General features: G+C 43.4%; 18 protein-coding genes. 8 read left to right on the forward strand and 10 right to left on the reverse strand.

The features are described 5' to 3' along the window. Position 1 precedes the first annotated feature (1 nt). Positions 2-196, reverse strand: a complete 195-nt coding sequence (locus tag HRT75_RS11845; protein ID WP_291186943.1) for an aldo/keto reductase — start codon at positions 194-196, stop codon at positions 2-4. Continuing rightward, on the reverse strand, positions 193-1098 hold the full coding sequence (gene xerD / locus HRT75_RS11850; protein ID WP_291186946.1) for a site-specific tyrosine recombinase XerD: 906 nt from the start codon (positions 1096-1098) through the stop codon (positions 193-195). Before xerD ends, HRT75_RS11845 begins: the two co-directional genes overlap by 4 nt. 135 nt (positions 1099-1233) lie before the next feature. Between xerD and HRT75_RS11855 the strand changes: the two genes are divergently transcribed. The 4 genes from HRT75_RS11855 to HRT75_RS11870 all read left to right on the forward strand — a co-directional run bounded on the left by HRT75_RS11855 (position 1234) and on the right by HRT75_RS11870 (position 3260). Then, on the forward strand, positions 1234-1794 hold the full coding sequence (locus tag HRT75_RS11855) for a porin family protein (RefSeq protein ID WP_291186949.1): 561 nt from the start codon (positions 1234-1236) through the stop codon (positions 1792-1794). Positions 1795-1882: 88 nt separating this feature from the next. Beyond that, the gene (locus HRT75_RS11860) at positions 1883-2419 is read left to right on the forward strand and encodes an outer membrane beta-barrel protein (protein ID WP_291186952.1); all 537 of its coding nucleotides are present in this window, start codon (positions 1883-1885) and stop codon (positions 2417-2419) included. Between the two features lie 5 nt (positions 2420-2424). Continuing rightward, positions 2425-2838: a type II 3-dehydroquinate dehydratase gene (locus tag HRT75_RS11865; protein WP_291186955.1), complete on the forward strand. Its 414-nt coding sequence runs from the start codon at positions 2425-2427 to the stop codon at positions 2836-2838. Beyond that, a complete protein-coding gene (locus HRT75_RS11870; RefSeq protein ID WP_291186958.1) occupies positions 2838-3260 on the forward strand; it encodes a cytochrome c in 423 nt (140 codons plus the stop codon). Before HRT75_RS11865 ends, HRT75_RS11870 begins: the two co-directional genes overlap by 1 nt. 300 nt (positions 3261-3560) lie before the next feature. On the opposite strand, the gene lpdA is transcribed toward HRT75_RS11870, so the two are convergent. From lpdA to HRT75_RS11890, 4 genes are all read right to left on the reverse strand, one after another. Then, entirely contained in the window at positions 3561-4937 is a 1377-nt protein-coding gene (gene lpdA / locus HRT75_RS11875; protein ID WP_291186961.1) for a dihydrolipoyl dehydrogenase, read from the reverse strand. Positions 4938-5018: 81 nt separating this feature from the next. Continuing rightward, positions 5019-5231 (reverse strand): DUF6515 family protein, encoded by a 213-nt coding sequence (locus HRT75_RS11880; protein WP_291186963.1) that lies wholly within the window; start codon positions 5229-5231, stop codon positions 5019-5021. 54 nt (positions 5232-5285) lie between these two features. Further along, positions 5286-5774, reverse strand: a complete 489-nt coding sequence (msrB, locus tag HRT75_RS11885) for a peptide-methionine (R)-S-oxide reductase MsrB (protein ID WP_291186966.1) — start codon at positions 5772-5774, stop codon at positions 5286-5288. Position 5775: 1 nt separating this feature from the next. Continuing rightward, complete coding sequence (locus HRT75_RS11890) at positions 5776-6300, reverse strand: collagen-like protein (protein WP_291186969.1); 525 nt, start codon at positions 6298-6300, stop codon at positions 5776-5778. A gap of 249 nt (positions 6301-6549) precedes the next feature. Between HRT75_RS11890 and HRT75_RS11895 the strand changes: the two genes are divergently transcribed. The 3 genes from HRT75_RS11895 to HRT75_RS11905 all read left to right on the forward strand — a co-directional run bounded on the left by HRT75_RS11895 (position 6550) and on the right by HRT75_RS11905 (position 9806). Then, positions 6550-7368, forward strand: a complete 819-nt coding sequence (locus tag HRT75_RS11895; protein WP_291186971.1) for a M48 family metallopeptidase — start codon at positions 6550-6552, stop codon at positions 7366-7368. Positions 7369-7458: 90 nt separating this feature from the next. Next, the gene (locus tag HRT75_RS11900; protein WP_291186974.1) at positions 7459-8772 is read left to right on the forward strand and encodes an MFS transporter; all 1314 of its coding nucleotides are present in this window, start codon (positions 7459-7461) and stop codon (positions 8770-8772) included. A gap of 26 nt (positions 8773-8798) precedes the next feature. Beyond that, complete coding sequence (locus HRT75_RS11905; protein ID WP_291186978.1) at positions 8799-9806, forward strand: DUF6252 family protein; 1008 nt, start codon at positions 8799-8801, stop codon at positions 9804-9806. Positions 9807-9878: 72 nt separating this feature from the next. On the opposite strand, the gene HRT75_RS11910 is transcribed toward HRT75_RS11905, so the two are convergent. The 4 genes from HRT75_RS11910 to HRT75_RS11925 are packed head-to-tail and all read right to left on the reverse strand — an operon-like array spanning position 9879 to position 12809. Further along, on the reverse strand, positions 9879-10604 hold the full coding sequence (locus tag HRT75_RS11910; RefSeq protein ID WP_291186981.1) for a head GIN domain-containing protein: 726 nt from the start codon (positions 10602-10604) through the stop codon (positions 9879-9881). An 18-nt stretch (positions 10605-10622) separates the two neighbouring features. Then, positions 10623-11711: a hypothetical protein gene (locus tag HRT75_RS11915; protein ID WP_291186984.1), complete on the reverse strand. Its 1089-nt coding sequence runs from the start codon at positions 11709-11711 to the stop codon at positions 10623-10625. Next, complete coding sequence (locus tag HRT75_RS11920; protein WP_291186987.1) at positions 11695-12255, reverse strand: hypothetical protein; 561 nt, start codon at positions 12253-12255, stop codon at positions 11695-11697. The genes HRT75_RS11915 and HRT75_RS11920 overlap by 17 nt, the downstream gene beginning before the upstream one ends. Then, entirely contained in the window at positions 12252-12809 is a 558-nt protein-coding gene (locus HRT75_RS11925) for an RNA polymerase sigma factor (protein ID WP_272831921.1), read from the reverse strand. The genes HRT75_RS11920 and HRT75_RS11925 overlap by 4 nt, the downstream gene beginning before the upstream one ends. Positions 12810-13028: 219 nt before the next feature. Here HRT75_RS11925 and HRT75_RS11930 point away from each other — a divergent pair. Beyond that, positions 13029-14364, forward strand: a 1336-nt coding sequence (locus HRT75_RS11930; protein WP_291186991.1) for an LON peptidase substrate-binding domain-containing protein, incomplete at its 3' end; no start/stop codon positions are given.

Genomic DNA, 14364 nt, shown 5'->3' on the forward strand with positions numbered 1-14364 from the left:
ATCAGCGGTCAAAAGCTTCCTGAAAAGCTTCTCCAATTACCTCCTCGTTCTGATATATTGCAGCGCAATCAATATGACGGTACCCCAGTTCAATGGCGTCAATGATGGCCTTTTTAGCGACTTCAGGACTTGATTTCCAGGTTCCTAATCCCAAGGCTGGGATACTTGTGTTGTCTCTAAATTTTAGTGTTTTCATAGCTGTTTACTTCTAGGATGAAATTTACGGATTATTTCGGTCAAATGCGAGCGGTCTACGTGCATATACACCTCTGTAGTCGTTATACTTTCATGACCTAACATTTGCTGAATAGCTCTAAGATCTGCGCCATTTTCTAGTAGATGTGTGGCAAAGGAATGTCTAAAGGTGTGAGGGGAAATACTCTTCTGTACACCAGCTGTTTCAGCCAAACGCTTCACCAAGGTAAAGATCATGGCTCGGGTGAGGCCTTTTCCGCGTCTGTTTAGAAACAAAGTATCTTCATGCCCCGGATTTATGGCGAGCTGCACGCGTTCTGTCGTGCGATAGAGATCAATATATTTAACGGAAGCTTGACTCACTGGTACAAAGCGCTGTTTGTTACCCTTACCCGTGACTTTAATGACTCCCTCTTCAAAAAAGAGGTCAGAGAGTTTAAGTTCTACCAATTCGGTCACGCGCAATCCACTGCCGTAAAGGGTTTCCAGCATGGCGCGATTACGGGTTCCTTGCGGATGACTCAGATCAACTGCCATCAGCAATTGATCTACTTCTTCTACAGAAAGCGTATCGGGAAGTTTGCGACCAATTTTTGGTGCTTCCAACAATTCCAAAGGGTTATCTGCTCTATACTTTTCAAAGATGAGGTAATTGAAAAAACCTTTGAGACCAGAGATAATACGGCTTTGCGTTCGTGGATTCACTTCTTTGGCAATAGCATAAATGAATTCTTGAATCCGCTCTTGACCAATGTTTACAGGCCCCTCTTCACAGGAATTGTCTGTTAACCAACCCACAAGTTTCTGTACATCCAAAGTGTAATTTTGGATGGTGTTGTCAGAGAGCCCACGCTCAATTCTGAGGTAGGTGGCGTAATCTTTAAGGGCGCTGTTCCAGTTCATTCCGCAGTGCTTGTTAGCACCCTAAAGATGCTAAGAAATCCACGAATTATCTAATAAACCCCAAAAGACTTCGTTATCTTTATGGATGAAGTGCATAACACTTCAATATAATTCAAAAAACGAAAACAGACAGACATGAAAAAACTTCTTTTAGTGGCTTTGATTGGACTCTTTAGTATGTCCACTCAGGCTCAAGGATTAGACTTCGGGGTAAAAGCTGGGGTAAACTTTGCCACCATTTCGGATGCAACAGGACTTGACAACAGAACAGGTTTTGTTGGAGGATTGTTCGTTGGTGCCAAATTGAGTGACAAAATTGGAATTCAAGTAGACGCGCTCTACTCGCAACAAGGTGCGGAGTTTGACCTTGGATCTTTTAACTTGGATTATATTAACATCCCAATGGTATTGAAATACTACGTCGCTGGAGGGTTGAATATTCAATTAGGACCGCAGTTCGGGGTTTTGATTGATGACGACACTCAAACGGCAGTTGGGGAGGTCATTAATGATATTTCTACAAATGATTTTGACATCTCTGGTGTGGTTGGTTTGGGCTTAGACATTCCTTTTGGATTGCGTCTGGAAGGCCGTTATAACTTCGGTCTAACGGATGTGCCTGATGAGCCTGCCATTGACTTTGACAAAGGGAAGAACTCTGTGGTGACACTTTCTTTGGGGTATTCGTTCCTATAAAGCATCTGCAGCAAAAAATATTAAGCGTCCTTCGGGGCGCTTTTTCTTTTTGTAAATTTGTTTAGTGTCGATTTAAAAAACACCTGCTATGAAAATGTTTAAATGTTCTTTAATTACGCTGCTATTTACGGCTCTAAGCTTTGGGCAACAAGGTTTAGAAGTAGGGGCAGCCTTTGGTTTGCCTACTGGTGATGCGCGATTTGCAGTTTCTGCCAATTTTGTTGTTGAGGCAGGTTATTGGGTGAACATTGCTGATAAAGTAGCTCTTGGCCCTAAGGTTGGTTACTCGGCTATGAGCGGTGACAAGGTAGCCATACCGAATGATCTCATCGATGCGCCTAACCAGAATTATTTGACGGTTGCTGCGGCTGGGCTCATAGAGTTCGCGGATCGTTTTTGGGTAGGAGCAGATATCGGTTATGGTTTTGGAGCGAATGGTTTTGACCAGAATGATCAAGATTTTGGAATACCTGTAGAGAATGTAAACGGATTTTATTACAGCCCGCGCTTGCGCTATCGGTTTTCAGATAGACTTAGCCTTGAAGCGGCATACCGCTCTATACTTATCGATGATTATGACGCGTCCAGTGTGACGGTAGGGGTAAACGTCGTTATATTAAAATAAGCATTATGAAGATTTGCATTATAAACGGACCCAACTTGAACCTACTCGGTAAACGCGAGACCAAGGTATACGGCTCTTTGTCTTTTGAAGAATTCTTGGATGAGCTCAAGGCCAAATACCAAGACGTGGTTTTTGATTATTATCAATCCAACGTAGAAGGGGAGTTGATTACCAAAATTCAACAAGTTGGATTTACTGCGGATGGGATTTTGCTGAATGCTGGCGCCTATACACATACCTCTGTGGGTATCGGAGATGCAGTACGCGCTGTGGAGACTCCAGTGGTGGAGGTGCATATCTCTAACACCTTTGCTCGTGAAGAATTTCGCCATGAATCATATATTTCTGCTCACGCAAAAGGCGTGGTGATTGGTTTTGGCTTGCAGAGTTATGAGCTCGGTTTACAGAGTTTCCTTTAATGCGTTGGAAAAGTTCAATTATACTTGGGCTTTTAGGACTAATCAGTCTCGTTTTAGTCTCGTTTAAATCACCTCAAGAGAATTATTCCCCTCAATTTCGCATCGCAGAGCAAACATCCTTATACAAAAAAGGCAAACAACTCTTTGAAAAGAACTGTCAGGCGTGCCATTATATTGGCATGGATAAAGTGGCCACAGCTCCTGCTCTTGGCGGAATTACAACAAGAAGAGACCAAGAGTGGTTATATGCTTACACTCGAGATTCTCAAAAAATGTCCCGAGAGGGCGACTCTATTGCGCTGCAACTTAGGTCAGAGAATTGGGGTGCCATGTTCTCTTTTCCCAATTTGACAGATAATGATCTAAAGGCTATCTACACTTTTGTTGAGGAACGGTATCTAGAATCAAAGAGCAACAACTAGAAAGCCTTCATTTTTGCCCATTTCTGATATCCCGTTGAGTAAAACTAACGGAAAGACTCCAACAGATTCATCAATACCTGCTAGGAAATCTTTTATTTATTCGAATTGATTCCTAATTTAATTTGGGGTGGGGCTGGAAGCCCCCGCAAAAAAATGTTTCAAAAAGTCCTCAGAAAGCCTCAGAAAGCCTTAGGAAACCACAGAAAATCCTCAGAATCTAGAAAATCACAGAAAGCTAAATCAAGCCACAAAAAAAGGACCCCACTGGAGTCCTTTTCAAATAATTTATTGAGTAAGTGCTTACAGGTGAATCACTTCGTCATAAGCATCAGCTACAGCTTCCATCACAGCCTCACTCATCGTAGGGTGTGGGTGAACGGCTTTCAATACTTCATGTCCTGTGGTTTCCAGCTTACGTCCAAGCACCGCTTCTGCGATCATATCCGTAACACCAGCACCGATCATATGACAGCCTAGCCATTCTCCGTATTTAGCATCAAAGATCACTTTGACAAAACCGTCCTTGTGACCACCAGCACTTGCCTTACCAGAGGCAGAGAATGGGAATTTTCCAACTTTAATGTCGTAACCAGCTTCTTTGGCCTGCTTTTCAGTCATCCCTACAGAGGCGATCTCTGGAGTTGCGTAGGTACACCCAGGAATGTTTCCGTAATCAATCGGTTCTACGTGCATTCCCTTGATCTTCTCTACACAAGTAATTCCTTCCGCAGAGGCTACGTGGGCTAGAGCAGGACCAGGCACTGCATCACCAATGGCATAGTATCCTGGAATGTTAGTTTGGTACCAATCGTTTACCACGATCTTATCGCGATCTGTAACGATTCCCACATCTTCAAGGCCTATATTTTCAATATTCGATTTGATTCCAACTGCAGACAGTACAATATCCGCTTCAAGGATCTCTTCTCCTTTTTTAGTCTTAATGGTAGCTTTGACGCCTTTACCAGAAGTATCTACACTTTCCAAAGAAGCATTGGTCATCACTTTGATTCCCGCTTTTTTGAAAGAACGCTCAAACTGTTTAGAAACTTCTTCATCCTCTAAAGGAACAAGGTTAGGCAAGTATTCTACAATGGTCACCTCAGTTCCCATAGAATTGTAAAAGTGGGCAAACTCAACCCCAATAGCACCAGATCCAACAACGATCATGCTCTTAGGTTGTTTTTCCAAGGTCATCGCCTGACGATACCCGATCACTTTCTTTCCATCTTGAGGAAGGTTTCCTAATTCTCTAGAACGCGCTCCAGTTGCAATGATGATGTGATCTGCCTTGTACTCGGTTCCGTTAACCTCTACCTTTTTACCAGGCTTTAGTTTTCCGTGACCTTCCAAAACGTCGATCTTATTCTTTTTCATTAAGAACTGCACTCCTTTACTCATGCCATCGGCTACTGAGCGACTGCGCGCAACAACCTTTCCGAAGTCCTTGTCTGCATTCTCCACAGTCAAACCGTAATCTTCGGCATGTTTTAGGTATTCGAAAACCTGCGCACTTTTAAGCAAGGCTTTGGTTGGGATACATCCCCAGTTCAAACAAACCCCACCCAGGCTTTCTTTTTCTACTACTGCAGTTTTAAAACCGAGTTGAGAAGCTCGAATGGCAGTTACATATCCACCAGGGCCGCTTCCTAGAACTATAACATCGTATTGCGTCATTTCGCTACTATTTAAAGGTGTTTTTTAAAGACCTCAAAGTTACGAAATAACCTAAACCGATTCCAACTTTTGCAATGAGTTTTAAATGCGCACCAAGACGTAGCCTTGACGGGTCTTTTTGTAGTGGTTTCCATTCCAAGCGTAGTAGCGTTGTCCACGGACCACTACTACTTGATGATTTCTAGGAGCAGTCTTTACTACGGTGACTTGTTTTTTAGGTGAAACCACCACGCGACGTGCACAGGAGGTTGTGACAAAACAAAGGGCAATTAGGGCAATAAAAAAAGGTCTCATAAGTGTCCAATTTGGTTACGCTTATAAGACCCTAAATCTTGTAAAAGGTTTAATTTACTGCTTCTCTGCAGGAATAAACTTTAAAGCCGCTCCGTTAATACAATAGCGCTTCCCAGTTGTCTCCCTTGGGCCGTCATTAAAAACGTGACCTAAATGCGCGCCACACATTGCACAGTGAATTTCTGTTCTTGCATAGCCAATTTTATAATCGACATCATAAGCGACATTTTCTTCAATGGCACTGTCAAAACTAGGCCAGCCTGTTCCACTATCGAATTTGTCTTCACTTTTAAACAGCGGATTACCTGTTGCTGCACAAACGTAAGTACCTGCCTTGTAGTTTTTATTTAAAGGAGAGGTAAACGGGCGCTCGGTTCCCGCTTGACGCATTACGTAATATTGCAGTTCTGTCAATTCAGCACGCCATTCAGCGTCTGTCTTAGTTACCGGGTATACCGTTGCTTCCTTCTTTTCTTTTTCTTGTTGACCGTTGCAGCCTAAGGTGACTGCGCAGAGTGCTAATAGCGCAATTTTTTTTAACATCTTAATCGAATTCTAATCGTTCTATGCTGTCTGTCGAAACGTTTAGGGCATCCATTACAGCTTCCATATCAAAGATATTGATATTTTCGCCAAAATCCGCAGGAACAACTGCAACTCTTAGGATTTGATTCTGAGTAAACTCAGGTCCTGCAAAGTTTAGGTCAAAATCAGCATAGAGATAGATTGAAACATCTACGGCGGTGTAGTCAAAATTGTATACTAACGAGCCATTAGGCGTAAAGAAAGTCTGCGGACATAGACTCCAAACATCTAAGCCCTCTGGCGTGGTCTCCTCTAAAAGATAGACCAAGACTACATCGGAGTCAAAGACCTGCAGTGTACTTGGATAGCTAAAGAAATTTCTAAATTCGTTGCTGGCGTTGAAGTTCGCATTGACTTCAAAAACGGTTCCAAGTAAGCTTGTTCCATCCAATCCTGGAGGTCCCGGAGGTCCTGGATCTCCCTCACAAGAGGTAAAGATCGTTAGGGGTAAGGCTAGCATAAAGAGTAGTGCAATTCGTTTCATGTTGTTGTAGTTTTTAATTTTTGCGTTTTTGATTTCTGAACCACAATCCTTAAGAATTGTGGGTATGGGGTGGTTAACTCAAAAGTCGTTCCAAAGTTAAGAACAAAGGGATTTTTGTTATTTATCGATTTATTATGTCAAGCGTCTAATACCATTTTAATACCCATCCTTCTATTCTGGTACTAAATTTGGATTGTGCATCTTTGAATGGATAAATTTTGTACCTTATATGTTAGAAAAAACCATCTTATGATATTTAAAAAATCACTCACCTATATTGCCATAGCGTGTCTTTTAGTGGCTTGTACCACAAATCCTTTTACGGGTAAGAAGACCTTGGCCTTGGTGCCCAATTCGCAGATCTTACCGATGGCTTTCCAACAGTATGACCAGTTCTTATCTGAGAACAAAGTGGTCACAGGAACAGCAGACGCCAATATGGTGCAGAATGTAGGACAAAAGATCTCTACGGCTGCAGAACGCTGGTTAAATGCTAATGGTTACGCAGGTTACTTGAAGGACTACGAGTGGGAATTCAATTTAGTGAATGACGAGACAGTCAACGCCTGGTGTATGCCGGGTGGTAAAATCGTCTTTTATACAGGAATTCTGCCCATCGCTAACGGAGAGCGCGGTGTTGCTGCCATCATGGGGCACGAAGTAGCCCACGCCCTGGCCAACCACGGACAACAACGCATGAGCGCTGGACAATTACAAGCCATCGGAGCGGTAGCGGGTAATGTAGCTTTGAGTAATGATCCGAAGAACCAACAAATATTCAACCAAGCATACGGTATTGGTACTTCTGTGGGAGTGATGTTGCCCTTTAGTCGTAAACACGAATCCGAAGCCGATCGTATCGGTCTAACTATCATGGCTATAGCAGGTTACGAGCCTAGTGAGGCTATTCAACTTTGGAGGCGTATGGCAGCAGCTTCCGATGGACAAGCTCCACCAGAATTCTTAAGTACTCACCCGAGCAATGAGATGCGAATTACCAACATTAAGGGTTGGGTAGACGAAGCAAAAGCGGAGGCCGCAAAATTTGGAGTAACCTCTTTTAAATAGTGTGTAGTCCACTTAAAAAAATAATTAACTTAGAAGTCGCCTGTAAGGGCGACTTTTTTTTGACCGAACAACAACTAAACATCAAATACATTGAAACAAGCACTCCCTAAAGGCAGTAAAAAGCTCATGCGCGCATGGGCCTTCTATGACTGGGCTAACTCGGTTTACAGTCTGGTAATCGCCTCTGCAATATTCCCTATATACTACGGCGCCCTCTTTGAGATCGCAGGTGTGGACAGCGTGAATTTTTTAGGTTTTGAAATACCGCAAACTCCATTTATCACTTATGTGACTGCTGCTGCGTTTTTAGTGGTATCAATCATTACGCCCATACTCTCTGGGATCGCTGATTATGTAGGGAACAAAAAGAATTTCATGAAGTTCTTTTGTTATCTGGGAGCGGCTTCCTGTATGGCTTTGTATTTCTTTGACCTGGATTCGCTTTATTTGAGTGCAACTTCCTACTTCTTAGCCCTTATTGGATTTTGGGGCAGTTTGGTTTTTTACAATTCTTATCTGCCCGACGTGGCCTTTCCGGAGCAGCAAGATCGCTTGAGTGCTCAAGGATTTTCTATGGGTTACTTCGGAAGCGTACTGTTGTTGATTGTGAATCTTGTGATGGTGCTTGGAGCTCCAGAAGGAGGAGAAATGGCGGCCATGAAGTGGTCCTTTGTGATGGTAGGGATCTGGTGGATCGTTTTTAGTCAGTATTCCTTTTATCACTTGCCTAAGGGTAATTCCAGCAGTGGGAAGATTCATCGTGAAATTCTAGGAAACGGTTACAAAGAGCTCAGAGGCGTATATCGCTCCTTGGCAACCAACCCAAGGCTTAAACGCTTTCTCGGAGCCTTCTTTGTGTATTCTATGGCGGTACAGACCGTAATGCTGGTAGCTACTTATTTTGGGGAGCAAGAGATCGCCTGGGGCGGAAGTTCTGAGAAGACCATGGGCTTGATCGTATCCATCCTAGTGATTCAATTGGTGGCCATTCTAGGAGCAATACTGACCGCGAGAGCTTCAAAAAGCTTTGGGAATATAAAAACCCTGATGGTTATCAATGTCATTTGGGTTGCTATTTGTGTAGTGGCTTATTTTATTTCTGAGCCCATAGAGTTTTATATTACAGCAGGAGTAGTTGGATTGGTGATGGGAGGTATTCAAGCCTTGTCGCGATCTACCTATTCTAAATTTCTGCCAGAGACCGAGGATACTACCTCGTATTTTAGTTTTTACGATGTGGCTGAGAAGATCGGAATTGTAATTGGAATGGGGATTTATGGAGTGATTGATCAGATCACGGGCAGCATGCGTAATTCGGTTATTTTTCTGATTCTGTTCTTTGCCGTGGGCGTGTTTTTGCTGATGCGCGTTCCTAAATCGACCAAGTCTGAAGAAATTAATTAAGTTTGTCCAAATAAATCGAACCTACTATGATTAAGAAAATACTGCCAATTCTGGCCATTTGCCTTTGCATCTTTTCTTGTGATAATGAACCTTTAGAAGGAGAATTCGTTACCGATGATACCACCATGGACGGTGGAGATACCGATGGTGGAGGTGGAGATACCACAGATCCTGATCCAACAGCTGGAACTTTTAGCGCTAAAGTAGACGGTGTGGATTTCTTTGCAAGCGGCACAAATGTGTCTGCGGGAATTTCCATTGGAACCTATGCTATTGCTGCACGTGACAATACAACCGGAGACGAGATCTTGATCACTGTAGAGAGTCCAACTTTAGGAGAGATTCCGTTCAACTTTGGTACTGGACCTACCGTTGGAGGAGCGTATGATCCAGCTTTTGATGATGACGACCCGGATGAATCGGCTTACCTATCAGTAGGAGAGGCGGACAGCCCTGGAGTGATAAATATCACAGAACTTGATCTTACTGCAGGACAAACCAGCGGAACTTTTAGTTTTACTGCAAAACGCGAAGTATTTAATGATGCCGGTGAGATTGTAGAAGAATTTGTGGAGATAACCGAAGGAATGTTCACCGATGTATTCTACACGGGTGATCTTGGTGGAACAGACGATAACATCTTCAAAGCTGATATAGACGGAACAGAGCTTGGTGCAACTACCATCTTAGTGAGTACTGTCGAGGCAGCTGGAGAGACCGTGATGACTATTTCTGGAATCAACGATACGACCAACCAAGTACTCGGATTACAATTCAACTTGGATTTAACTCCAGGAACTTACGAGTTTGTGAGTTTGCCTGCACCTGGTGCCACGATTATGACCTATAATCCGGACGCAGCCGATCCTTCTGTTGTATTTGGATCTCAATCTGGAGGAAACCTTACCATTACTGAGATTACTGCAGATGGCCGTTATATTGGAACCTTTGAGTTGATTCTACAGAACTTTGTGGATCCTGCAGCTCCGACCATTGAAGTCACTAATGGTGAATTCGATGTGAAGCCTTTGTAAAAGAGAATTGTTTACACATAAAAAAAGCCACGCTGAATAAGCGTGGCTTTTTTGTTAGTTGATGAATGAAACCTAGTTTCTGGCGCTGATCGATCCAGATCCTGATACTTTCTTGTCTACAGACGGATTGCCTCCGTAAGTAATATCTCCTGAGCCGTTAACACGAGCTTTCAAATTTCCTTCTGCAAATACTGAGGCATCTCCTGAACCAGAAATAGAAACCTCTGCGTTCTGCATGCGGAACATTTTTCCGTCAAAGTCGCCGCTACCGCTGATTTTTAGGCTGGCCATATCCGCACTTCCTTTCAAGCGCATATCACCAGATCCAGTGATCTTGAAGCTAGCATTGTCTGCATTTACTTCTAGGCTAACGTCTCCAGAACCTGTTACCGCTGCATTGAAGTTATCTGCGCTGATCGCATCACGCGTCATAACATCTCCAGATCCTGTAAGTTTCACTCCGCTTAGATCCTCAAAAGGAACGGTTACTTTGATAGGATTCTTAGACTTCAAATTGTAGTTCTTTTTGATCTTTACAACCAATTGATCGCCGTTGGTCTCAATTTCGATATACTCGTGGAAGTTGCTGTCTGCCTCCACGCTAATGGTACCTTCTGTTCCGCTTACTAGGTAAACGTCCATAGGACCAACAGCAGCAACAAGGTCATAGTCTCCAGTAGAAACGGTCTCGGTAGTTACATTACCGTTTCCTTTAACCTTTTTGTTTCCCCATTGGGCTTGAGCCGGGAGTGCTGAAAGGATAAACAACACGCTTAATAGTTTGATTGTGGTTTTCATGTTTCTTGATTTTGATGATTATTTCTTTTTCATGGTCACTCCGCCATAAGAGGAGCGTATGTTGATGGTGTTGCCAGAATTGGCGCTACCGTGATTTCCTTGATAACTCTTGCGGCTGCCGTCTTTAGACTCCATGCTCACGTTTAGATCGTCTTTACCGCTTAAGCTGGCGTAAGAAAGGTTTACGATAAAGTCAAAATTATATCCAGAGTCGTATCCCAAGCGGATTCCCGCGTAAGAAGATTTAATGGTCACATTTCCTGCCGATGAAGTCATGCGATCTACACTGATCGATCCGTAATCGGAGTTGATGTTCAAATCACCTGAAAGCGTTTGAAAGCTCGCTGGGATATAATCTCCATTACCGATCACTGTTTTTACATCGCCTACATTAAGTTTTCCGTAGTCACAGCTGTAGTTGAGTTCGCCTACATTTTGAATGGTACTCTTAGTATAGTCTGCATTGAGTTCTAAATACTCCACTTCATCCAAGCTAAAGCCGCTGTAGTCTGCATTGATGCGTCCACTCTTCATATAAGCAATAGATGAATTATTGGTGTAGTCAAAGTTCAATAGATTGTTTGCTGCGTTCAGACGCCCAATGTTAAGCTGTCCGTAATCGCAGGAGATCTTAACGTTTCCGTCGCTCTCATTAAGGGTAATGGCTCCGTAATCGTTGCTCAGGTCTAGGGAATTGGTTACAGGAACTTTCACCACGTAGTTTACCTCTATAGAAACGCCGTTGTTTTTGTTGTTCCACCAGTTCCAGGAGCGGCCACCACTTCCGATCTTGGTCTTGGCAGTCACTAGCGATCCGTTTCCGGAAAAATCTACCGTGATCTGGTCCAATCGTTTTTGAACCTTTTCCTCGTTGTTTCCGTTGGTTTTAATGGTCACCTCAATGACCGTTCTGTTTTGATCCCAGGTAACTATGTCTAAGTTTCCGTAGGTATTGTCAATAAGTAGTCCGGCATTGGCGTTCACCGTATACTCTTGATTTAAGGTCTTCTCTTTGGTGTAACGACCTTTGAATTTGTCGTTGTCTCCAGCCACGGCTAGCGTTGGCAAGAGCATGAATATCAGTAGGGATTTAAATAATGCTTTCATCAGTGTTGGATTGATTAATTAGTTCGATTCCTTCTATGGTTGAAATTACGTGTTGCAACAGATCGATACGACTTTGAAAATTTTTGATCATCGCGTGGATCACGCGTTTGTCGTTTCCGCTTTCTTCCAAATCAACAACCAGTTTAAGGTATTCCTGTTCTAGGTTTTCCATCTGAAGCATGGCGTCATTGACCAGCTGTTTAGCTGCTTGGGATTCAAAACTGTTCAGGCGTTCTAACTCTGTGTTGATCGCAGTATTGAAGAATTCCTGAGTCTGAGCCATCTCTGGAGAGACACTGGCCAAACCACTGGTTTCTTGCGCTGCAGGACTGAAAACTCCCGTCAACAAAAAGGCTAGAGTGATCACGGCTGCAAAGGCCGAAACGATCTTCCAATAAGCGATCTTAGGTTTTCCACTGCTCATGGGCTGCTCCTTGTTGAGGCGCTGCATAAAACGAGCGTTGTGTCCTTGAGGTGAATTCTTGGTGTCGAATTCGCCTTCCAAGCGCTTAAAGAGTGCTTCTATATTGTCATTTTGGTTCATACGCTTAACTTCTTTCTTAAACTTTCTTTCGCTCTGGAGATCATGGTGCGGCAGTTGCCGTAACTAATTTTCATGATCTCACAGATCTCTTCATGGTCGTATCCTTCTATAAGATGCAGACTTAATACCTGTCTGTAATTGTCCTTCAAAGCGTTCATGCCTTCCATGACCGCTGCAACTTTGACCTGAGAATAATCAGCTTCCGTTAAGGAGCTCGATTCTTCTGCTTCTTCCGGCAGTTGATCTACCGACAGGTCTGTAAAACGTTTGTTCTTCTTGTATTTGGCAATACTGTTGTTTACCACGATACGCTTCAACCAAGATCCGAAGCTGGCATCGCCCTTAAACGTATCTAGCTTGTTAAAGGCAGCGATAAAAGATTCCTGCATAACGTCTTCGGCCTCCATGGAATCCTTTACAATTCTAACGGCCGTGTTGTACATGGCCTTTTGGTATCGGTTATAGACCTCCAATTGCGCCAGTTGGTTTCCGTCTCTACAAAGACCCAAAAGGGCTTCAATGGGTTGGTCAGTATTTGGTTGGGTTAGTGCCAAGAAAAACTATTGTTTATGGTAAAGAAGGACTTGCTGCTTTGATGTTACAGTTTACGACAAAATTTTTCTGAATTGGCATATTAATTGAATTATTCTAGACGCTGACGAACCTCGGAAAGCCCTGTAAACAGGCTTTGCGCAATAAAAGCCCTTCAGCAATTGCTTTAAAAAAAGACACTCAGCATTACCGTTGGGTGACAATATGACTTAAAATATACTATGTCGAAGAATCGATTTGTAAATATAGACAGTTTGTCATTGGACGATTTCAATGATGAAGCTGAATTGATCCCTTTATTGACTCCGGAGGATGAAGAGGCCATGAATAAAGAGGCCCTTCCAGATGCCTTACCCATCTTATCTTTACGCAACACCGTGCTTTTCCCTGGAGTGGTGATTCCTATTACTGCAGGACGCGATAAATCCATTAAGCTACTCAATACCGCTAATAAAGGCAGTAAGGTAGTAGGAGTGGTGGCGCAAAAGGATGAATCTGTAGAAGATCCAACCGCGGCAGATATCCACCAGCAAGGAACCGTAGCGCGCATCTTACGCGTTTTAAAAATGCCTGATGGAAACATTACCGTCATTATTCAAGGAAAGAAGCGCTTCCAGATCAAAGAAGTGGTTCAAGAGGATCCCTACATGCAGGCCACCATACAAGAGGTTGCAGAATCCAGACCAGAAAAAGGTGATAGTGAGTTCTTGGCCATTATTGAATCTATTAAGGATCTGGCTTTGGACATCATTAAAGACAGTCCAAACATTCCGAGCGAGGCTTCCTTTGCCATAAAAAATATTGAGAGCAGTTCGTTTTTGATCAACTTTGTGTGTTCCAACCTGAATGTCCCAGTCAAAGACAAGCAAAAGCTATTGGAGATCGATAACCTCAAAGAGCGCGCCTTGGCTACGCTCAAGTACCTCAATGAGGAGATGATGCGCCTGAGTTTGCACAACGACATCCAGAACAAGGTACAGAGCGATCTCAATCAACAGCAACGCGAATACTTCTTGCAACAACAGATCAAAACCATTCAAGAAGAGTTGGGTGGAAGCTCTACAGAAGAGGAGATCAACAATATGCGCGAAAAGGCGAAGACCAAAAAATGGGACGATAAAGTTGCGGAACATTTTGACAAGGAATTGGCCAAAATGCAGCGCATGAATCCGCAGGTTGCAGAATACTCTATACAGCGCAACTATTTGGATCTGTGCTTGGAGTTGCCGTGGAATGAGGTCTCTAAAGATAAATTCGACCTTAAACGCGCGCAGAGCATTTTAGATCGGGACCATTACGGCTTAGACGACGTAAAAAAACGCATCATTGAATACCTCGCGGTTTTGAAGCTGCGCAACGACATGAAATCGCCTATTTTGTGTTTGCACGGACCTCCAGGAGTTGGGAAGACTTCTTTGGGGAAATCTGTAGCAGAAGCCTTAGGGCGGGAATACGTGCGTATTTCTCTAGGGGGATTGCGAGACGAAGCAGAGATCCGCGGACACCGCAAGACTTACATCGGTGCCATGCCGGGACGCATCATTCAAAACATCAAAA

The organism is Gilvibacter sp. (genome assembly GCF_013214815.1).
In the GTDB taxonomy this organism is placed as follows: domain Bacteria; phylum Bacteroidota; class Bacteroidia; order Flavobacteriales; family Flavobacteriaceae; genus Gilvibacter.